We start from the raw sequence: 22,423 nt of genomic DNA on the forward strand, positions 1-22,423 counted from the left end.
TTGGAAAAAAAGAAGTTTTTCGATGTTTTCCAGACAATTAAATTAAATGATGAGCTTACGGCTATGTTTGAATATGTGGATATTACAAAGATAGCTACTAATGTTGATCATACAAAAATGCGAATATATATTGAAAGCAGCAGACTTATTGAAAAGTCTGCTATTTTCACCGTTAGAGATGAAATTGCAAGAAATTTAAGAACGGGAAAACGGGTGGAGATTGAGATTATTGAAAAATATTCCCTGTCAAGTCAGTATACGGAGGAAAATCTTTTTGAAATATATAAAGATAGTATTATTATGGAGCTTAATGCCAAAAGCCCTATAGTAGCGGCAATGTTTAAAAAGGCTCCCATTAGATTTGATGAAAATAAAAAATTGATTATTGACTTAGAGCAAAGCATTGTGTCGGAAGCCAGAATGAAAGTTTTAAAGGATACCATTGAGAAAATCTTTAGGGACAGATTTGATATGCCTCTGGAAGTAAAAATTGAAAAGAAGGCTTTCCAGCAAAACAGATTTGCCATTAAAAATGCAAAGAGACTCCAAAATGAGGTTAATGTTCTGTTAGGAAAAAATCAAAATGAGGAAGAGACAAGGGAAGAAAAGCAGGAAAAAGTCAAGCCTGTAAGAGTGAAAAAGGCTACATATTCACAGGACCCTGATATGGTATACGGACGTGATTTTAAGTATGAGGGAGATACTAAGTTAAGCGATGTATTTGAAGGTACAGGTGAAACTGTAGTCAGGGGTCAGATTATGACCATGGAGGACAGGGAGACAAGAAACGGAAAATTCATTGTTACAATGGAAATTACGGATTTTACCGACAGTATTGCAGTTAAAATATTTTTAGCAGATGAGAACGTAAAGAAAGAGTTTTATTCAAAAGTTAAAAAGAACAGCTTTGTAAGGATAAAGGGCGTTGCCATGTTTGACACATATGACAGACAGGTGGAAATAAGCCGAGTGGACGGTATGAAGCTGATTCCGGCATTTTCTGTTGGAGAAAAGAGAAAGGATACTGCAGTAGAGAAAAGACTTGAACTTCATTGCCATACAAAGATGAGTGAAATGGACGGCGTAAGCGAATGCAAGAAAATCGTCCGTAGAGCTTACGAGTGGGGGCATAAGGCAATTGCCATTACAGACCATGGTGTGGTGCAGGCATTCCCTGATGCATGGCATGAATACTTGGATATAAAGAATGAATGTAAGAAGGCAGGAAAAGAGTGTGACTTCAAGGTTATCTACGGAGTTGAAGCATATCTTGTAGACGACTTAAAGGACATGATTGTAAATCCAAAGGGGCAGGGATTAGATGATACTTTTGTAGTATTTGATTTGGAAACTACAGGATTTAGTGCAAAGGCAGATAAGATAATTGAAATCGGTGCAGTGAAGGTGGAAAAGGGAAAGATAGTTGACAGGTTTAGCACCTTTGTAAACCCACAGGTTCCAATACCTTTTAGAATAGAGCAGCTTACAAGTATTAATGATAATATGGTTATTGATGCACCTACCATAGAAGAGATTCTTCCTAAATTCATGGAGTTTTGTAAGGGAGCAATTATGGTAGCACATAACGCTGATTTTGACATGAGTTTTATTTCGGCTAATTGTAACAGGCAGAACCTGCCATGCGATTTTACTGTTATTGATACCGTGGCAATGTCAAGATATTTGATTATTGGTCTTGGAAGGTACAAATTAGACAGCGTGGCAAAGGCACTGGGAATAGTATTAGACCATCACCACAGAGCAGTGGATGATGCAGAGTGTACAGCACTTATTTTCTTAAAACTGTGTAAAATGCTTGAGGACAAGGGAATAACTAACCTTGATGAATTAAATAAACAGGGAAAACAGTCTAAAAATCTTATAAATAAACTTCCGTCCCATCACGCCATTATTCTGGTTAAAAATTTAGTGGGAAGAGTTAATTTATACAGACTGATTTCCATATCACATATTGACACTTTCGCAAATAAGAAGCCACGAATATTAAAAAGTGATTATCTTAAATATTGTGAGGGACTGATGATTGGCAGTGCTTGTGAGGCAGGAGAGTTATATCAGGCTATTTTGCATGGAAGAACACAGCAGGAAATTGCCAGATTGGCGGAATTTTATGATTATTTTGAAGTCCAGCCCTTGGGAAATAATGAATTTATGTTAAAAACAGGCAATCCTGACATAGATAACAAAAAGAAGTTTTTGGTGGATTCAAAAGAGGATTTAATGGATGTAAACCGCAAAATCATTGAGCTGGGTAGGAAGTTTAATAAAATGACTGTTGCCACATGTGACGTTCATTTCCTTGACCCGGAAGATGAAATTTACCGTAGAATAATTCAGTACGGTAACGGATTTAAGGATGCAGACCATCAGGCACCTCTTTATCTTAGAACTACTGATGAGATGCTTAAGGAGTTTGAATATTTAGGCAGTGACGTTGCGGAAGAAATAGTAATTACAAATCCTAATAAAATAGCGGATATGATTGATAATATTTCACCGATTCATCCTGATAAATGCCCACCGGTGTTAGATAATTCTGAGGAGAATCTAAGAAAAATCTGCTTTGACCGTGCTCACGAAATTTATGGTGAGGATTTGCCAAAAATTGTTGAAGACCGACTGGAAATAGAATTGGATTCCATTATTGGTAACGGATATGCCGTTATGTACATAATGGCACAGAGACTTGTATGGAAGTCAAATGAAGATGGATATCTGGTAGGTTCAAGAGGTTCCGTAGGTTCATCCTTTGCGGCAACAATGTCAGGAATAACTGAGGTTAATCCTTTAGCACCTCATTATTACTGCTTAGACTGTAAAAGCTCATTTTTTGAGGATGAATACAGGGCACCGGAAGGGACGGATATTGAGGAAATCAAGAAAATACAGGCGGTTATTAAAGAAGAAAGGGCAGAGGGTGGTCTTGGATTTGACCTTCCGGATATGATTTGCCCTCATTGCGGAAAGCCGCTGCACAAGGATGGACTTGAAATTCCATTTGAAACATTCTTAGGTTTTGGCGGAACTAAGGAGCCGGATATTGACTTAAACTTTTCCGGTGAATATCAGGCAAATGCCCATGCATATACTGAGGTAATGTTTGGTAAAGGACATACTTTCAGGGCAGGAACTTATGCCGGTGTGGCTGAGAAAACAGCATTTGGATATGTTAAAAAATATTTTGATGACCATAATCAGGTAAAAAGAACTGCGGAGATTGACAGAATATCAAGAGGGTGTACAGGAATCAGAAGGAGTACCGGTCAGCATCCGGGAGGCATTGTTATTGTACCAAGGGATAAGGAAATATACGAATTTACACCTATCCAAAAGCCGGCAAATGATATGACAACGGATATTATAACTACCCACTTTGAATATCATGCTATTGATGCTAACCTTTTGAAACTGGATATTTTAGGACACGATGATCCTACCATGATTAGAAGGTTAGAAAAGCTGACTAATACTAATGTTCAAAGGGATGTGCCTTTTGATGACAAAAAGGTTATGTCGTTGTTTTTGAGCCCGGAGGCACTGGGAATTACATCAGAGGATATTGACGGATGCCCTACAGGTTCTTTGGGACTGCCGGAGTTAGGAACTGATTTTGTTATTCAGATGTTAGTAGACACAAAACCTACGAAAATCGCCGATTTGGTTAGATTGGCGGGACTTTCCCATGGCACGGATGTTTGGCTTGGCAATGCCCAGCAGCTTATTGCGGAGGGTAAATGCACTATTTCCACGGCAATATGTACCCGTGATGATATTATGGTTTATCTTATGGATAAGGGAATTGAGCCTCAGGTAAGTTTTGACATAATGGAGCATGTAAGAAAGGGAAGAGGTCTTTTAACATACAAGGATAAGAAAACAGGAGAGGAACATCAGGAAGAGGATGTAATGCGTGAACATAATGTTCCTGAATGGTATATCTGGTCCTGTAAAAAGATTAAATATATGTTCCCAAAAGCCCATGCGGCAGCTTATATTATGATGGCTTTGCGTGTGGCGTGGTACAAGGTGTATCATCCTTTAGCTTATTATGCTGCATATTTTGGAATCAGAGCCAAGGCCTTTGACTACGAAACCATGTGTAGAGGTCGTGAGAAAATGGAATATTACATGTCGGAGCTTAAGCGTAAAAAGGCAAATCATGAGGCCTCCAAAAAGGATGAAGATTCCTTGGGAGATATGAAGGTAGTTCAGGAAATGTATGCCAGAGGATTTGAGTTTTTACCAATAGATATTTATACTGCAAAGGCTCATGAGTTTCAGATAATAGACGGAAAGCTCATGCCAAGTTTAGACACAATCGAAGGTCTGGGAGAAAAGGCGGCAGACGGTTTAGTTGAAGCCGTACAGGCTCAGGATGGACCATTCGTGTCTAAAAATGACTTAAGAGAAAAAAGCAAGTTAAGTAAAACAGTAATAGAAACCATGTCCCAGTTAGGTTTGTTAGAAGGTATGCCGGAAGACAGCCAGCTGTCAATATTTGACTTTTAGGGAGGAAATGAAAGGAGTTGTGCTTTAACGAGTATAATCGTCAGGTAACAGCTCCTTTTTAATTTGAAAGATGTATGTGGAGCTAATGGATGATTCATACAGCGAAACAATTAAAAGATAAAGTGAGAAATCAGTCTTGCGGAAATAGTCGTGTGGTATGGTTGAGAAGAGTAAATCAAGAAATTCAACCGTATACAAGACATTTAATTGCCGGCCATGCAGGTAAATCTGGCCGGGAAATACTAAGTAATAAGTGAATTTCCGGTTAATACACACTTACATGGCTATTATGCGCCATACATCACCATAAAAAGATTGCCCATACCCCCCTAAAAGCTATCCAATCCCATTAATATCTTACATTATCAAACATCTTTACCTTAGATGATTTTATTACCTGTTCGTAAAGTTTAAGCCCAAGCACTGGGAAGAATTTAGAAGTAAAATTCATAAACTTAGCATCCTTTCCAACAATAATACGGGATTTTTGACGTATGATTTTTTTGATAATCTTTTCGGCAACCTTATCTACGTTAGCTGAAAACATATTTATAAGGCTGCTTTGGGAAATTACATATTGATGTCTGAAAATATCAGTCTTCATAAAGCCGGGACATGCGTAGCCTATGTACATTTCCCGTCCAAGTTCGGCAATAAGTACCTCAGAGTAAGCCTTAAGGGCAGCCTTGCTGGCACTGTAAATACTGGTTCCGATAATAGGAGCAAGAGCATCAGAACTGGAAATATTTAAAATTCCCGGCATTGTGGATTTTTTTAAAACAGGTAGCATAGAGTTAATTGCGTACCTGCAACTGTTGAAGTTGGTATTCATGCATTTTTCTACAGCTTCTTCACTATAATTATAGGATTTGTCAAATGGAAGAAGGATACCGGCATTATTAATTAAAATATCAATATTAATATTGTTTGCCAGAATCTTTTCAGAGAATATTTCCCAATTTTTCTTTACTCCAACATCAAAAAGCTGATACGTGAAAGCATCTTTTTGATAGCTGAGTTCATCAATTAAACTTTTCATTTTAGGTTCTGACTGACCAATGCCAATAACTTTGCAGTTGTGTTCCTTTATTAATCTGACAGTCATAGCACGTCCAAGCCCTGAAGAAGCACCGGTTATAAGCACTGTTTTTCCGTATATCCAATCCATTATCAATAGGTTTCCTTTCAAATTTCAAAATTTCAAAATTATAGCAAAAAGTACTTGCAAAATGTCACTTTATTGTTATAATAATACAGTAACATTTTTTAGGCTCGTTGGTCAAGTGGTTAAGACGCCGCCCTCTCAAGGCGGAATCAGGGGTTCAATTCCCCTACGAGCTGCTTATGGAGGAACTTCTATCTGTCTGGCAGGTAGGAGTTTTTTATTTGTGACAGGTGAAAGTTTGGCAGGCAGAAGTTTTTAATTAGGGGTTGACACCCGTAAAATAAAGGTCTATAGTAATAAGGTAAATATTGACTAGATAGTAAGGAGCGAACCACAAAGGTTCGCTCCTTTGTGTTGGAAGTTAAAGTAGGAGGTCTTAGTGTCAAGAAGAGAAGAATACGAAATGAAAACAGAAGCCCTGTTACAGCCTATTGTGGATGAGAAAGGTTTTGAACTGGTTGATGTTGAATATGTAAAAGAAGGAAGTAACTGGTACTTAAGAGCTTTTGTGGACAAACCGGGAGGGATTACCATTAATGATTTAGAATCAGTAAGCAGAAAATTAAGTGATTTATTAGATGAAGAAGATTTCATCAGCGACCCTTATATTTTAGAGGTTAGTTCTCCGGGACTTGGACGTCCGCTAAAAAAGGATAAGGATTTTGACAGAAGCATAGGTGAGGAAATTGAAATTCACTTATACAGAGCCATTGATGGCAACAAGCAGTATGTAGGATTGCTTAAGGCATATAATAAAGATACTATTACTATCGAAGATGAAAGCGGTAGTGAAATAAATATTGACAGGGTAAATGTTTCACTTGTCAGATTAACCATTGATTTTTAGGAGGATAATAAAAAAATGAACAAAGAGTTAATTGCAGCATTAGAATTGTTGGAAAAGGAAAAAGGTATTAGTAAAGAGTCATTATTTGAGGCAATTGAAAGTAATTTGGTAGTGGCATATAAGAATAACTTTAATAAAGCAGATAATGTTGTTGTAACAATGGACAGAGAAACAGGTGATTTTCACATTTACTCACAGAAAAAGGTTGTTGAAGAAGTAAATGATCCTGTTACAGAGATTTCCCTAGAAGATGCAAGAAGCATTAAGGCAGGCTATGACATAGATGATACTGTTAATGTAGAAATTCAGGCAAGAGATTTTGGTAGAATTGCCGCACAAAGTGCAAAGAACGGTATTTTACAGAAAATGCGTGAAGAGGAAAGAAAGAGCCTTTATCAGGAATATTATGAGAAGCAAAACGATATAATAACAGGTATTGTACAGAGAATAAACGGAAAGAATATCAGTATTAACTTAGGAAAGATAGATACAGTTCTTATGGAAAAAGAGCAGTCACCGGGAGAATTCTTCAGACCAAATGACAGAATTAAGTTATATGTAACTGAAGTTAAGGATAACGGTAAGGGACCAAGAGTAGTTGTATCAAGAACTCATCCTGAACTTGTAAAGAGATTATTTGAACAGGAAGTTGCTGAAATTCAGGACGGAACAGTTGAAATTAAGAGCATTGCAAGAGAGGCAGGTTCAAGAACAAAAATTGCGGTATGGTCTAACGATAAGAATGTTGATGCCGTAGGTGCATGCGTAGGTATGAACGGCGCAAGAGTAAATGCTGTTGTAGATGAACTTCAGGATGAAAAGATGGATATTATAAACTGGAGTGACAATCCGGCCATTTTAATTGAAAATGCGTTAAGCCCTTCAAAGGTAGTAGCGGTTCTTGCTGATCCGGATAATAAGGAAGCATTGGTAGTTGTCCCTGATCTTCAGTTGTCTTTGGCAATTGGTAAGGAAGGACAGAATGCAAGACTTGCAGCTAAACTTACAGGATTTAAAATTGACATTAAGAGTGAGTCACAGGCTAAGGCTGAAAATATTCAGTATGAGTTTAATGATGAAGACTACTATGATGAAGAAGAGTTTTACGATGGCGAGTATTATGACGATGAATACTATGATGATGAGTATTACGATGATGAATACGACGAAGAAGAATATGACGACGAGAAAGAAACAGAAGAACCTTCAGAAACAGAGCAGGCATAGGAGATAGTGTTATGGGTCAGGTGAAAAAAATCCCTACAAGAACTTGTACCGGGTGCAGACAGGTAAAAAACAAAAAAGATTTAATCAGAGTTGTCCGTGATAAGGAAGGAAACGTATTTGTAGACGTTACCGGAAGACAAAACGGCAGAGGCGCTTACATTTGTCCTAATGAAGAATGTCTTGAAAAGGCAGTGAAAAACAAGGGGCTGGAAAAGACACTTAAGATTTCACAGATAAGTGAGGAAGTTTATCAGCAGCTTAAAAAGGAATTAGGTGATGTAAATGAATAGTGTTTTAAAAAATGATGTACCGGACAAAGTTTTTTCCATGATAGGTTTAGCAACTAAGGCAGGCAAAACTTTTTCAGGTGAATTTTCAGTGGAAAAGGCAGTGAAAGAGAGAAAAGCAAAACTGGTTATTGTATCGGAAGACGCATCGGACAATACAAAGAAATTGTTTACTAATAAATGTGATTTTTATAAAATACCGGTTTTTGTTTGTGGCAGTCGCAGCCAGCTGGGAAAGGCTACAGGGAATCAGGAACGTGCATCCATAGCAATATCAGATGAAGGCTTTAGTAAGTCAATTATTAACATATTAACGGAAAATAATTAAAATGGAGGTAGCTAAATGGCAAAAATGAGAGTACGAGAGTTAGCTAAGGAATTAGATATAAAAAGTGCAGATATAGTTACGGCGCTTAGTGAGAAAGGCGTTGAAGTATTACCTGCAAGTTCAATAGAAGATGACAATATAGAATATGTAAAGAAAAAGTTCGCCCAAAAGGGTGATGGAACATCATCTGATGAAGATGCTAAAAAAGAAGAAAAGTCAAAGCCTAGAGTTTTAATTACCAGTAAAGGTATTGTAAGGACAGGGGAGCGACATGGAAAAGGCGAGAGAAGACGAAGACGACACAGCGAAGGTGAGCATAAGCATCACTCAAAGTCATCTGAGCAGGTAGAAGAAGTTGCAAAGAGTTTAGAGAAAGTAAAGCCGGAGCCAAAGGTTGAAACTAAGACAGAGGTTAAGCCGGAGTCAAAGCCGGAGGTTAAATCTGAAGTTAAGCCGGAAGTAAAGGCGGAATCAAAGGTTGAAGCTAAGGCAGAAGTTAAACCGGAGATAAAGGCGGAGTCAAAGCCTGAAGTTAAGGCGGAACCGGTTGAGAAAAAAACAGAAGAAAAATCTGAAACAGTTAAGCCGGAAAATAAAGAAAAAAATGAAAAAGTAATAGAGAAAAAAGAAGAGACACAGATGACTGAAGAAAACAAGAATGTTAAAGTTGAGGACAAAAAAATAGCCGATGTTAAAAAGGCAGAGCCGGAAAAGAAAGAGACAGCAAAGCCTGATAACAGACAGCAGAGAAATAACCAGCCTAAAAATGATAACCGTAACGGAAAGAGAAATGGCGACAGATTTGGAAATAATGACAGAAATAACCGTAACGGAAACCGTGGTGACAACAGAAATAATGACAGAAACGGTGATAACAGAAATGGCGGAAATTTCCAGAACAGAAATAACCGAAACGATAACAGAAATGATGACAGAAATCGTGGTGGAAATGACAGAAACGGAAACCGTAACAATGACAGAAATAACGGTAACTTCCGTGACAGAAATGGAAATAACGACAGAAACAACCGTAACGGAAATCGTGGTGATAACAGAAACGGTGGAAATTTCCAGAACAGAAATAACAGAAATGACAACAGAAATGACGACAGACGTGATTTCAGAAGAAATGACAGAGGAAACGATACTCCGGCAGAACCAATTCAGGATAAGAACAGAAAGTCAAGAGAAAACAAGATTCGTCAGGACAGACAGGAGCGTAATAAGAAGAATTACGAAGATGGCGGAAGAAAGGGCAAGAATGGAAAGAAAATTGACCTTTCAAAACCTGTAATGGAAAAGCCAAAGAAGAAAGAAGAAAAGAAAGAGGAAATCAAGGTTATTGAAGTACCTGATTTCATTACAATTGCCCAGCTTGCTGAAAAGATGAAAATGCAGCCATCAGCTATTATTAAGAAATTATTCCTTGAAGGGAAAATGGTTACGGTAAATACTGAGGTTGATTTTGACAGTGCAGAAGAAATAGCTATGGGCTATGATATTATGTGTGAAAAAGAAGAAAAGGTAGATATTATCGAAGAACTTCTTAAAGAGGACGAAGAGGATGAGAGCCTTATGGTTAAAAGACCTCCTGTTGTATGTGTAATGGGACACGTTGACCATGGTAAAACATCACTTCTTGATGCCATCAGGCAAACTAATGTTATTTCAGGTGAAGCAGGTGGTATTACACAGCATATTGGTGCATCTGTTGTTAAAATTAATGACAGAACAATAACATTCCTTGATACACCGGGACATGAGGCATTTACGGCAATGCGTATGCGTGGTGCACAGTCAACAGATATTGCAATTCTTGTAGTTGCAGCAGATGACGGTGTTATGCCACAGACTGTTGAAGCTATTAACCATGCTAAGGCAGCAGGAATTGAAATTATAGTAGCTATTAATAAGATTGATAAGCCGGGAGCAAATATTGACAGAGTTAAGCAGGGACTTGCAGAGCACGGACTTTTAGCTTCAGACTGGGGTGGAAATGTAGAAATGGTTCCTGTATCAGCCCACACTAAGGAAGGTATTGATGACCTTCTTGAAATGGTATTGCTTCAGGCAGATGTATTAGAGCTTAAGGCAAATCCTAACCGTGAGGCAAGAGGTATTGTTATTGAAGCTAAGCTTGACAAGGGTAAAGGACCGGTTGCTACAGTTTTAGTACAGAAGGGTACATTAAATATTGGAGCAAATATTGCAGCCGGAGCAAATCACGGCAGAGTCAGAGCTATGACAGATGATAAGGGTAACAGAATTAAGTCAGCAGGTCCATCTACTCCTGTGGAAATTTTAGGACTTAACGGAGTGCCAAATGCCGGTGAAGTATTTGTTTCAACAAAGACAGCAAATGAAGCTAAGGATTTTGCTAATACATTTGTTGAGGATAGCAAGGCTAAACTTATGGAAAGCAATAAGTTTAGAATTTCATTAGATGACCTTAATTCACAGATTGAAGCCGGAGAACTTAAGGAACTTAATATTATTATTAAGGCTGACGTTCAGGGTTCAGTAGAAGCTGTTAAGCAGAGTCTTATTAAGTTATCTAATGACGAAGTAGAAGTTAAGGTTATTCATGGTGGTGTAGGTGCAATTAACGAATCAGACGTTATACTTGCATCAACATCTAACGCAATTATTCTTGGATTTAATGTTAAGCCTGACGCAAGAGCAGAGGAAACAGCAAAGAATGAAAATGTTGACCTTAGATTATATTCTGTAATTTATACAGCTATAGATGATATTGAGCGTGCAATGAAGGGGATGCTTGAACCGATTTATGAAGAAAAGGTTATCGGTCATGCAGAAATCCGCCAGATTTTCAAGGCTTCAGGTATTGGAAATATTGCCGGTTCATATGTATTAGATGGTTCAATGCAAAGAGGTTGCAAGGCAAGAGTAACAAGAGAAGGAAAACAGATTTTTGAAGGACCTGTTGCATCTCTTAAGAGATTTAAGGATGATGTCAAGGAAGTTAAGGCAGGATATGAATGTGGACTTGTATTTGACGGATTTAATGAAATTGCCGAAGGCGACCAGGTTGAAGCTTATATTATGGTAGAAGTACCGAGGTAAGAAGAATGAGAAAGAATAGTATAAAAAATACCCGTATTAACGGGGAAGTTCAAAGAGAATTAAGTAACATTATCAGAGAACTTAAAGATCCGAGAGTGGGAATAATGACCAGTGTGACCGCAGTTGAGGTCACACCGGATCTTAAATACTGTAAGGCATATATTAGCGTTTTAGGCGACGATGAAACAAAGGCTGAAACATTGGCAGGACTTAAAAGTGCTGCAGGTTTTATCCGCAGGGAATTAGCCAGAACGGTAAATCTTAGAAATACTCCGGAGATTAAGTTTATTATGGACGAGTCTATTGAGTATGGAATGAGAATGTCTAAGTTAATTGATGATGTTAGAAAGAATGAAGAGTAAAGGTAAAGAATGAAGAAGATTGATGAGATTATAGGTGATTCTAAAACTGTGGGAATTGCAGGGCATGTAAGACCGGATGGAGATTGCGTAGGCTCATGCATGGCTCTTTATAATTATCTGAAAAAAAACAGACCGGATTTACAAGTTAAAGTTTATCTGGAATATGTCGACAGCAAATTTGATATTATTAAGGGTGTTAAAGAAATAGATACCAGTGGATATGATGGTACGGTTTATGATTTGTTTATATCCCTTGATACTGCAAGTTTAGACCGGTTAGGTCAGAATGAGGAGTTCTTCACTAATGCAAGGCGTACAGCTTGTATAGATCATCATGAAAGCAATAAAGGATATGCGGATTATAACTATATTGTGGCAGAGGCAAGTTCTGCCAGTGAGGTTTTATTTAATGTTTTAGATGAGGACAAATTTGATAAAACTGTTGCTGATCCCATGTATATGGGAATTGCTCATGATTCAGGAGTTTTCAGATTTCAGAGCACAACGGCTGAGACTATGCGCATTGCAGCAAAAATGATAGATTTTGGCGTTAAGCCAAATGAAATTTTAGAGGAAACATTTTACAGAAAAACCTATAACCAGATGATGGTTACGGCGAAAATACAAAGCGAAACAGTGCTTTGTATGGAAGGAAAGTGCATATATGGAGTTTGCACTTTTGATACAATGAAGAAGTATAATGTTACCACAAATGATTTAGATGCAGTAATCGCTTCCATAAGAAATGTTGATGGTGTGGAGGTCGCTATGTTTGCATACCAGTTAAAGGAGGATACTTATAAAATAAGCCTCCGTTCAAAAAAATATGTGGATGTAAGCAAAATTGCAGTGAGTTTCGGTGGTGGCGGACATGTAAGGGCTGCCGGATTTGAAGTAAAAGGCACTTTAGATGAAGTGGTTGCAAAGGTATTGTCATCAATAAAAGAAGATTTGTAATGAATATTGATAAGGAATAAATATATGATTAATGGTGTAATTAACGTATATAAAGAACCGGGTTTTACATCTCATGATGTTGTGGCAAAACTTAGGGGAATTTTAAAACAGAAAAAAATAGGTCATATGGGCACTCTTGATCCTAATGCGGTGGGAGTGCTTCCCGTATGTTTAGGCAAGGCAACTAAGTTGTGTGATATTTTATCTGAAAAGGATAAAACATATAATGCAACATTATTGCTGGGGTTAGATACAGATACCCAGGATACTTCAGGGGAAGTAATAAGTAAGGCGGATACTGATAGTATTATGGAACTGTCAGAGGATAAGGTTTTTGAAACCATAAAAAGTTATATTGGCGATTACGACCAGATTCCACCAATGTTTTCAGCCATAAAAATAGGTGGTGAAAAGTTATATAATCTGGCAAGACGTGGAGAAGTTATTGAGAGACCTGCAAGACATTGCAGAATAATTGATATAACGGTAACTAAAATGGAACTTCCAAGGGTTGATTTACATGTTACATGCTCTAAGGGAACATATATCAGAACTTTGTGTCATGATATAGGAAAGGACTTAGGAGTTGGTGGCTGTATGGAGAAGCTGGTGCGAACCAAGGTGGAAAGATTTAGTGTTGAAGACAGTATAACCCTAAAGCAGATTGAAGAATTCAGAGATAATAATACATTGGAGGATTATATTACACCGGTGGATGAAATGCTGGAAAATTATTCAAAATGCATGGTGTCTAAAGGCGCTGAAAAGCTTGTATATAATGGTAATATTTTTACATCCGGAAATACATTTTTAAAAATGAACCATGAAGATGGACAGATTGTAAGAGTGTATACTTCTGAGGGAGAATTTATAGGATTATATAAGTTTAACAGCGAAAAACAGATATATAAACCGGTGAAGATGTTTTTATAAGGCTTGTAACAGGGCATATTTCACGTAATTGATTAAGGAGAAAATATGCAGTGTATTTCAATAACTGATAATATAAAACTAAAGAATACAATTGTTACAATAGGAAAGTTTGACGGCATACATAAGGGTCACGAAAAACTCTTTGAGGAAATAAGGAAAAATGCCAATGGAAGGCAGAAGGTTGTATTGACCTTTGAAACCTCTCCTAAAGCTTTTTTAGAGGACAATGCCAACAAGACTATTGTAACAGAATCGGAAAAGCAGATGCTTTGCAAACAACAAAACATTGACGTGTATATGAAGATGCCCATGAAAAAAGAGTTTCTTGCATTAACACCTGAAATGTTTGTTAAGGATATTTTAAAAGAAAAAATCGGTGCCACAACTATAGTTTGTGGAACGGATTTTCACTTTGGAGCAATGGCTAAGGGGGATGTGGAGTTCCTTCGCAGTAACCAGAAAAAATATGGATATAATCTGATTGTGGTGGAAAAAGAGCAGTATCACAACAAAGATATTAGCAGTACATCCATTAGGGAGAAAATATCAAAAGGTGATATGGCAGAGGTTAATGAGATGCTGGACCACCCTTATAGTGTTATTGGAAGGGTTGAGCATGGCAAACAGCTGGGAAGAACAATAAATTTCCCTACGGCTAATATTATTCCCGAGGCAGTAAAGTTGTTGCCGCCTAACGGTGTTTATAGAACCAAGGTGGTTATAAATGGCGAAAAATTTGACTCCATAACCAATGTAGGGGTAAATCCTACAGTGGAAAGTGGAAAGAAGATAAAGGTTGAAACTAATATTTTGGATTATGAAGGAGACGTATACGGTGAAATAATACAGGTGTTATTTTTTGATTTCATAAGACCGGAGAGAACCTTTAGTAACATGGAAGAGTTGAAGCAGCAGATACAGCGAGATACAGAAAAGTGCAGAACTCTTGCAGGAAGAAAAAATTAAATACAGTAAAATCAGAACACATGTAGTGGTTGTAATGTAATGTCAGCCTTACATGTGTTTTTTTTGCCTAAAATAGAAAATATTTATTATGAAGAGTATGATGTCTGCTAATACATCCCAATTTTTTTATCACTACGCAATTTATACTTATCAAAACCCACAATCTAATAGAAAGTTACAAAATATTTATAAAAAATAACAAAAAGTGATTGATTTACTATAAGAAATGATGTAGTATTAAAAATGTACCGAGTATCATATGATATATAAATACGCGTAATATCAAATAACACAATCACATAAAAAGGTACAAACATATAATGAATATGTGAATGTAAAGTATGTACATTAAAAAATTACATGTAAATATTAAAAGTTTATTGGATTTAAATCAGAAAATTTCCGACGCATGCCGGAAGTGACATTTCATAATAGGAAAAATTTAGACCAGGTGTAGTGGGCTTAGTCGGAGAACCGGACAGCCATGTTAGACGGTAGCTTAATTTTAAGGACAGCTTAACTTCGTAGATTGTTCAGTTCTTTGTTTGCATCTACTATATAGCACTGGTTTAGATTTACAACTATTAGTAAATATTTTGAATATGATAGTTAAATTATGGAGGAATATTACGTGGTAGTAGTTAAGAAACTTATTTCAGCATTAATGAGCATGGCGCTTATCATGTCGCTGTGCATGGGTTCAGTGGTTTTTGCAGATGATACAACCATTGACAGTACCAAAAAGGGAAGCATTACTATACACAAGTATGACATGACCGCAGCAGGTAATGACAGTGTTGACACCGACAGCTTTGTGTCAGACGGAAAGAAGAACAGTGCAGCGGAAGATGCACTTAAGAAATATGCCATAAAGGGCGTTGAGTTTACATACATAAAGGTCGGAGACATCGCTCAGGATGAGGACAACGGTGTGGTAAGCATTAAGTATGAAATACCGGAAGAACTTCAGACAATTCTTGGTTTATCAGACAGTGACAAAAAAGTAATAAATGGAAAAAGCTATTTTACATCAGACAAAATCAACAGTGCATTATCAGACACATTAAAAAAGGGCATTGAAGCAAAGAACAAATTGGAGGAGTATGCAAAGGGCGGAACAGCAATGGACCTTACATCAGACATGGGCGTAACATCAAAGGACAATCTTGACCTTGGACTTTACTTAATTGTTGAGACAAAGGTTCCTGAGGAAGTGGTATCAACAACAGACCCGTTCTTTGTTTCCATTCCAATGACAAATTCCGAGGGGAACGGATGGTTTTATGACTTAAACCTTTACCCTAAGAACCAGACGGGAAATCCCACAATAGAAAAGCTCGTAAGAAATGCAGAAGGGAAAAATGCAACAGACGGCTCAAAAACAAAGCAGGATGACTCATACATCGTAACGGATAAGGATAAGACAGACTTTGCGGGAAAAAGAAGTGAGTATTCATATGACTCCTCAACCACCGCATCAGAAGGTGACATTTTAGATTACATCATAGTATCAAAACTCCCACACATCACAACTAAGGCAACATACCTTACACAGTACAGATTTGTTGACACATTATCAAAGGGAATAGAATACGAAAAGGACAGCGTGCAGATAGCATTTTATGAATCAAATCCTGAAACATGGGCGGCTGACATAAAGGCTCATGACAGGGGAAGCCAGGCAGGTGACGTAAAGACATATGATCCTGACGTAAACGGAGAAGACGGAAAGAATGCATCAGTAAATGACCTTACAAAGGCTACTGCAGTATGGAATGTTGCATCAGACAACAAACTTGCAAAAATTACAACAGGCAGTGGAAAGGATGACGCATCAACACTCACGGTTGACGTGACAGACAAGGGACTTAAGGAAATCAATGAGAAGTATTCAGATTACTACATGGTTGTGTATTATCAGGCAAGGGTAAATTCCGACGCAACCGCAGTGCTTGGTGACAGCGGAAACCCGAATGACGTATCACTTGCATGGAGCAGAACATCAGAAGGATACTATGATACATTAGAGGATGAGGCAACAGTATTCATTTATGGACTTGACATCACAAAGACATTTTCAGACAACGGCGGAAATGCGGAGAACGTAAGCTTCATTCTTTACAACGTAACAGACGGATACTACGTTGTTGCAGACAACAGCGAAACAGTTGGTGACAACAAAACATATTATGTGACAGGAAAGACAACAGACAGGAACAAGGCAACATCACTTGTTCCATCAAAAAAAGGCAAGTTGCTTGTATACGGACTTGAGGGTGACAGCTACGAGCTTACGGAAACAAAAACGGATGACGGCTACACACTGCTTAAGGACCCGGTTGAAATTGAAGTAACACCTGCAACACAGGACATTCAGTCTGCACTGGCAGGACATAACGGAATGGAAATCAATGAGGCAGACAGAAAGAATCCGACATCAGGAAAGGGAAGACCTGCAGGAAAGGTTGACATGGCAAGAGGAGACGTGGTAAGTGCAACGGCAAAAGTGGGCGGAAAGAACGCCACACTGTCAGCAGACGGCACTTCAGCCAATGCGATTGCAGGAATAAGCGTCGTAAACTCAAAGAAATGGAGTCTTCCACAGACAGGGGGACAGGCAATAAGACTTCTCCCGGTACTGGGACTCTTAATTGCGGGAGCAGGAATAGTTCTCACACGTAAAAAGGAAAAGGATGAAATTTAGAAAATTTCTCTTAAGGAAAATGATACCCGCATTAATCATTGCTGTTGGGGGGTTAATTGCGGCATACCCCTATATAAGTAATGAGATTGATAAAAACCGTGCATCATCAGTGATAACATCAAGTGAAAAAAGCATAAGCAGTACATCACAAAAAAAACTTGATGAAATAAGAAGGCAGGCGGACAAGTATAACAGTGAACTGGTAAACAGGGTTGGAGTGCTTCATGACCCATTTGACACTGATGTAATAAAAAAGGCACCAAAGGGCTATGAAAGCCAGCTGTCAGTGAACGGGAGTCCCGTAATGGGAGAAATAGTGATACCACAGATAGACGTGAAACTTCCCATATACCACGGAACGTCACAGACGGTGTTAGAGGCAGGGTGTGGCCACTTAGAGGGCACCTCACTTCCCGTGGGAGGAAAAAGCACCAACAGTGTCATAACGGGACACACGGGGCTTAGAAACAAGAAGCTGTTCACGGACCTTGAACTGTTAAGTGTGGGTGATGTCTTCTACATAAGGGTTCTGGGAGAAAGGCTGTGTTACCGTGTGTGCGAAATAAACGTCGTACTGCCCGGGGACACGGGAAAACTCTCCATCAGGGATGGAGAAGACCTGTGTACCCTTGTGACCTGCACGCCTTATGGAGTGAACGACCACAGACTTCTTGTAACCGGAAAAAGATGCAGTGACAACGCAGTAAGTGAAACAACCACGAAAAAAAGGCGGACATCACAGTGGATGAGGGAATATGAGACATGCATAATCATCGGACTGTTCCTTTCATTGCTGCTGGTGGTAACCGACAGGATTATAAGGAATAAAAATGGCAGGAAAAAGAAAAAAGGCAGGGACAGTGCTTAGAAGAGTGGCATTACTGCTTTTCATCATTACACTGATTGTGTCACTGTTTTATCTTGGAAATGACATAAGGGACTTATACAGCGTAAAACTTAAGTACACAAGAATAAAAAATGACATACAGGATGAAAAGACGAAAACCGTGGACTTTGAAAGGTTGTGGAAGATAAATCCGGACATTGTGGCATGGATAGAGATAGAAAACACGGGCATTTCATATCCCGTTGTAAGGGCCAAAAACAATGATGAATACCTGTACAGGGACATTGAGGGCAATTACAGCATTTACGGTTCAATATTTCTTGACGAAAGGCTGCATGACACTGAGATAATAAAAAACAGAAACAACATCATTTACGGACACAACATGGGAAGCTGGACCGGTGTAATGTTTGGAGAACTCAAGGAATATCTTAACAGTTCATACCTTAAGGGGCATGAAAGGGTGACACTTTATACAAGGGATGCAACCCTTCACTACACCGTGACTTCCGTAATGCACGCAGACATTTCATCAGATGTGTATGAAACGGACATAAAGGGTGATTACGGAAAGTGGATTAAGGAACAGATTAACAAGTCACTTTATCCGTGTGCAAGTTTAAGCGAAAGGGAAATGAGCAGGTGCAAAAGAGCCCTCACCCTTTCAACATGCGACACAACCCATGACAACAGTGAGAAGATAGTTGTTTTCTGTGTGGAAAGTAAAACAGATGATTAAGGCATGGTAAACAATAAATAATAAGTAATAAGTAATAATAGTAAGAATTAAGCATAAAAGCCCCGTTAAGAGTGAAAAGGCACGGATTAACGGGGACATTAAGAAATAAGGCAACAGACAAACAGATGAGGTGGGATTTATCCCATACTCAATTAACAGACAAGGAGGACGAGATGAGAGGACGAGCAAGGAAAATAACCACAATGCTCTTATCATCGGCACTGGTTGTGATAACCGTGTGCGGCGGCATTGTTCTTAAGAAAAGCAATGCAGACAACACGGCTTCCGTCATTCCGGGTGAATACCTGAAGGAATACTCAGGAAACATAACCTATGGAACAAACCTTTACGTGTGGTCCGGTGACAAGGCATTTGACCAAAAGAACTATCATCCCGACGGAAACCTTGGTGAAAACGAAAGCGTCACATACGAGGAAGGACAGCTTGACTTAACACCGGGTGCAACATCAGACGTGATATACAGGATAACGGATGAAAAGGGAGAGAGCAGACTCAGGCTTTACACCTTCACCGCAGTATCAGACAAGTCATCGTCAACGGTTCGTTCAGGAAAACAGGATGAGGTCATATATGGACTTAAGAAGTCGCCTTCATTTGGCGGTCAGGTTCCGGCAGACTACACGGACAGCGGAATAAGCCATGAAAATGAAAGGAAGTTAAGCATCACAAGAGGTGATGAGTATTATCCACAGCTGTCATTTCAGAACTATGACTCTGATGAGTTCGTTGTGTCGATAAGTGACGGAGAGGTAGACACAAGCAAACCCGGAACTTATGAGATAACATACAGCGTAAGCCCTGTAAGTGACGCAAGAATGTACTGGCATGAGAAGTACACCGTAAAGGTAACCGAAAAGCCGGCAGAAAGCATGGGAATGAAGGTTGCGGCAGATGACAACATCATTCATGCCACCGTAACGGATGAAAACGGAAATGACACGGAAGTGTTCAAGGGCTGTGATTATAACTTAAACGCAGGCGTTAAGACAATAACGGTCCAGAACAGAAGAGAGCACGCTGCAGAGGCAGACATCACGGTAAAAAGAAACGGCAGGACCATAGAAAACAGTGAAGTGATAAGGGACACTGAAAGAAAGGGCGATGACTTAATCATTGCCTTAAGAAATGACTATGATTACCGGGGAGTGGAGATAACACTTGGTAACGGCAAACTTCAGGATGAGCTGTTAAGCAGACCTGACAATGCGGTCAACGGCGGATGGGAAAGCCACGCAAACACAGGAATAATAACTGACAAAAAGAGTGACACCACTGTCAAGACAATGGCATCAAACATTTCTGACTTAATAAGTGACACCTTTGGCATCAAAACTGTAAATGCCGCATCAAACATAAAGCAGGGTACGGTGCTTAAAGCGGTATCGGGAATGGCGGTAAGCCATACCTGTGAGGAATACCATAACGGTGCACCGACAGGCGTTTCGGTTTTTGACGGTGTACAGGTCAAGTTCTCAAAGAATAAGCTGGTAAGTCTCATAGACGACATTGTATCATCTGAGGGACTTGGAATAGTAAGCACCGGTGACGTACCAACATCAATGTACTTAAACTGTGTTGACCACGGGGATGCCGGATACTACATGTCACAGCTTACAAAGTCAATGCTTTCATATGCAAATGCATACCTAAGGAATGACAACAACACATATTATGTTGAGATTGTCGGGGAATACCATGCAGCGGGAAGACAGAAACTGGCGGGAGCCATAAAGATACAGGTTGAAAAGAAACCGGCATACATACAGATAGTAAAGAAGACGGATGCAGGCGGAAGTCCCGGAGTTGTTGCGGGAGCCGTATACGGAGTGTTCAAGACGGAATCAGGAGCAAAAAGTGGAAAGAGCCCGTTGTTTAAGATGACACTTGATAAAGACGGAAAGGCAACAACAAGCGAGACACAGGCACTGAAACTTAAGACAGACACAAAGTATTACATAAGGGAGCTTGTAAACCCGAAGGGAACATACTTAAACAAAAAGGTTTACACCGTAAAGACAACAAAGGATGGAACATCAAAGAACAAGGCAGTAAGACTTTCAACGGTAAACAAACCGTGGAGAACAAGAATAAGTGTGCACAAGAAGGAAACAGGCACTGACAAGGACTTATCCGGTGCAAGGTTCACTGTTTCCCGGTGGAACGGCAGCAAGTACGTCACGGCAACATCCGTAGGAAACAATGGCGTGATAACAACAGACAGTAAGGGAAAAGCTGCAACCGGATGGCTTTATTACACCAAAAAGAACCAGGGCAAGTGGAGAATAGAGGAAACAGAGGCACCAAAGGGCCATAAGAACAACCACGCAAGAAAGGACATACAGATAAACAAGGATAATGCCAAGGACAGTGAGGAAGCACCACTTGAATGGACTGTTGACAATCCACTCACAACGGAATACGGATACATAAGCGTTCAAAAGGTTGTAAGTGACGCAGACGGAAACGACGTGTCAGCTGACTATGACATGACCGCAACCTTTACGGTTTATTCGGACAGCAACCTAAAGAAAAAGGTTACAACAATCACAACAAAGGGAACAACAGGCTACGGAAAGAGCAGTGCAATTCCAACGGGAACCTACTATGTAAAGGAAACATCATGGAATGCCGGTTATGAGCCTGCAGACAAAAACGCAGTAAAAACGGTAAATGTAACAAAGAATGCCACAACTGCCATTGAGGCAAAGCCGGGAGTTAATGCAAGAAAAGTGGGAAACCAGATTCCGTGGTATGCGGGACTTGCGGCAAGAAAACTCGATGCAGTAACGGGGAAACCACTGCAGGGTGCAGAGTTCACGTTCTATGAATGGAACGGCAGAAGATACATGCCGATTAAAACAAGAAAAACCGGAAGTGACGGATATGCAAGGATAGAAATTGAGGAACACCTTGTAAGGTGGACTAAGACAAACAGGGGAATGTTTGCGGTGGCAGAGACAAAGGCACCGGACGGTTACACCATTGACGACACCACAATGAAGTATCTTGTGATAAATGAACAGAACAGAAACAGCATGGCAGAGTTCACGTCATTTACTGACACCGGGATGGGTTATCTTGACATAACAAAGATAATAGAAGACGGACTCGGAAACAGGGACACAACCCTTGACTTTTCAAGTAAACTTCTTGGAATAACCTACGGATTATACACGGACAAAAACTGCACAAGACCGGTATCCGGACTTGACAACATTGTCCTTGACAGGGACGGACACTTTAAGAGCGGTCCACTGGTTCCGGGAACATACTACTTAAGGGAGAATACCCTTAATTCAGAAATATTTGCAAACAGACCGGGACTTTCAATGGAAGTGACAATATATCCGGGAAAGACAACATACTTAAACGGAGAAAAGGGATTATCCTATGACAACAGGACATGGGATAACACCATATGGTAAG

15 protein-coding genes and 1 tRNA gene are annotated in these 22,423 nt (G+C 39.3%); 15 read left to right on the top strand and 1 reads right to left on the bottom strand.

The window, feature by feature from the left end; genetic code table 11:
- Nucleotides 1–4,530, top strand: coding sequence for a DNA polymerase III subunit alpha (gene polC, locus DWW68_RS04120; protein ID WP_279220103.1), 4,530 nt, complete (start codon nucleotides 1–3; stop codon nucleotides 4,528–4,530).
- A 349-nt stretch (nucleotides 4,531–4,879) separates the two neighbouring features.
- On the opposite strand, the gene DWW68_RS04125 is transcribed toward polC, so the two are convergent.
- A complete protein-coding gene (locus DWW68_RS04125; RefSeq protein ID WP_118588968.1) occupies nucleotides 4,880–5,698 on the bottom strand; it encodes an SDR family NAD(P)-dependent oxidoreductase in 819 nt (272 codons plus the stop codon).
- 101 nt (nucleotides 5,699–5,799) lie between these two features.
- On the opposite strand from DWW68_RS04125, the gene DWW68_RS04130 reads away from it, so the two are divergent.
- The 14 genes from DWW68_RS04130 to DWW68_RS04195 all read left to right on the top strand — a co-directional run bounded on the left by DWW68_RS04130 (nucleotide 5,800) and on the right by DWW68_RS04195 (nucleotide 22,422).
- A tRNA-Glu gene (locus DWW68_RS04130) sits at nucleotides 5,800–5,871 on the top strand.
- Between the two features lie 203 nt (nucleotides 5,872–6,074).
- Nucleotides 6,075–6,542, top strand: a complete 468-nt coding sequence (gene rimP, locus DWW68_RS04135; RefSeq protein ID WP_021953364.1) for a ribosome maturation factor RimP — start codon at nucleotides 6,075–6,077, stop codon at nucleotides 6,540–6,542.
- A gap of 15 nt (nucleotides 6,543–6,557) precedes the next feature.
- A complete protein-coding gene (gene nusA, locus DWW68_RS04140) occupies nucleotides 6,558–7,769 on the top strand; it encodes a transcription termination factor NusA (RefSeq protein WP_021953363.1) in 1,212 nt (403 codons plus the stop codon).
- A gap of 11 nt (nucleotides 7,770–7,780) precedes the next feature.
- Nucleotides 7,781–8,059: a YlxR family protein gene (locus DWW68_RS04145; protein WP_021953362.1), complete on the top strand. Its 279-nt coding sequence runs from the start codon at nucleotides 7,781–7,783 to the stop codon at nucleotides 8,057–8,059.
- The gene (locus tag DWW68_RS04150) at nucleotides 8,052–8,384 is read left to right on the top strand and encodes a ribosomal L7Ae/L30e/S12e/Gadd45 family protein (protein ID WP_021953361.1); all 333 of its coding nucleotides are present in this window, start codon (nucleotides 8,052–8,054) and stop codon (nucleotides 8,382–8,384) included. Before DWW68_RS04145 ends, DWW68_RS04150 begins: the two co-directional genes overlap by 8 nt.
- A 15-nt stretch (nucleotides 8,385–8,399) precedes the next feature.
- Nucleotides 8,400–11,468, top strand: a complete 3,069-nt coding sequence (gene infB, locus DWW68_RS04155; protein ID WP_199641176.1) for a translation initiation factor IF-2 — start codon at nucleotides 8,400–8,402, stop codon at nucleotides 11,466–11,468.
- A gap of 5 nt (nucleotides 11,469–11,473) precedes the next feature.
- Nucleotides 11,474–11,830 (top strand): 30S ribosome-binding factor RbfA, encoded by a 357-nt coding sequence (gene rbfA / locus DWW68_RS04160; protein WP_021953359.1) that lies wholly within the window; start codon nucleotides 11,474–11,476, stop codon nucleotides 11,828–11,830.
- Between the two features lie 9 nt (nucleotides 11,831–11,839).
- On the top strand, nucleotides 11,840–12,787 hold the full coding sequence (locus tag DWW68_RS04165; RefSeq protein WP_118588969.1) for a bifunctional oligoribonuclease/PAP phosphatase NrnA: 948 nt from the start codon (nucleotides 11,840–11,842) through the stop codon (nucleotides 12,785–12,787).
- A 24-nt stretch (nucleotides 12,788–12,811) separates the two neighbouring features.
- Nucleotides 12,812–13,720, top strand: a complete 909-nt coding sequence (gene truB / locus DWW68_RS04170) for a tRNA pseudouridine(55) synthase TruB (protein ID WP_118588970.1) — start codon at nucleotides 12,812–12,814, stop codon at nucleotides 13,718–13,720.
- A gap of 45 nt (nucleotides 13,721–13,765) precedes the next feature.
- Nucleotides 13,766–14,686 (top strand): bifunctional riboflavin kinase/FAD synthetase, encoded by a 921-nt coding sequence (locus tag DWW68_RS04175; RefSeq protein WP_021953357.1) that lies wholly within the window; start codon nucleotides 13,766–13,768, stop codon nucleotides 14,684–14,686.
- A gap of 631 nt (nucleotides 14,687–15,317) precedes the next feature.
- Nucleotides 15,318–17,390, top strand: coding sequence for a SpaH/EbpB family LPXTG-anchored major pilin (locus DWW68_RS04180; protein WP_158576798.1), 2,073 nt, complete (start codon nucleotides 15,318–15,320; stop codon nucleotides 17,388–17,390).
- Complete coding sequence (locus DWW68_RS04185; protein WP_118588972.1) at nucleotides 17,380–18,258, top strand: class C sortase; 879 nt, start codon at nucleotides 17,380–17,382, stop codon at nucleotides 18,256–18,258. The genes DWW68_RS04180 and DWW68_RS04185 overlap by 11 nt, the downstream gene beginning before the upstream one ends.
- Nucleotides 18,221–18,976, top strand: a complete 756-nt coding sequence (srtB, locus tag DWW68_RS04190; RefSeq protein WP_118588973.1) for a class B sortase — start codon at nucleotides 18,221–18,223, stop codon at nucleotides 18,974–18,976. Before DWW68_RS04185 ends, srtB begins: the two co-directional genes overlap by 38 nt.
- A 173-nt stretch (nucleotides 18,977–19,149) precedes the next feature.
- On the top strand, nucleotides 19,150–22,422 hold the full coding sequence (locus tag DWW68_RS04195; protein ID WP_118588974.1) for a SpaA isopeptide-forming pilin-related protein: 3,273 nt from the start codon (nucleotides 19,150–19,152) through the stop codon (nucleotides 22,420–22,422).
- Nucleotide 22,423 lies beyond the last annotated feature (1 nt).

The sequence above is a fragment of the Eubacterium sp. AF16-48 genome (assembly GCF_003479405.1).
In the GTDB taxonomy this organism is placed as follows: Bacteria; Bacillota; Clostridia; order Lachnospirales; family Lachnospiraceae; genus Eubacterium_G; species Eubacterium_G segne.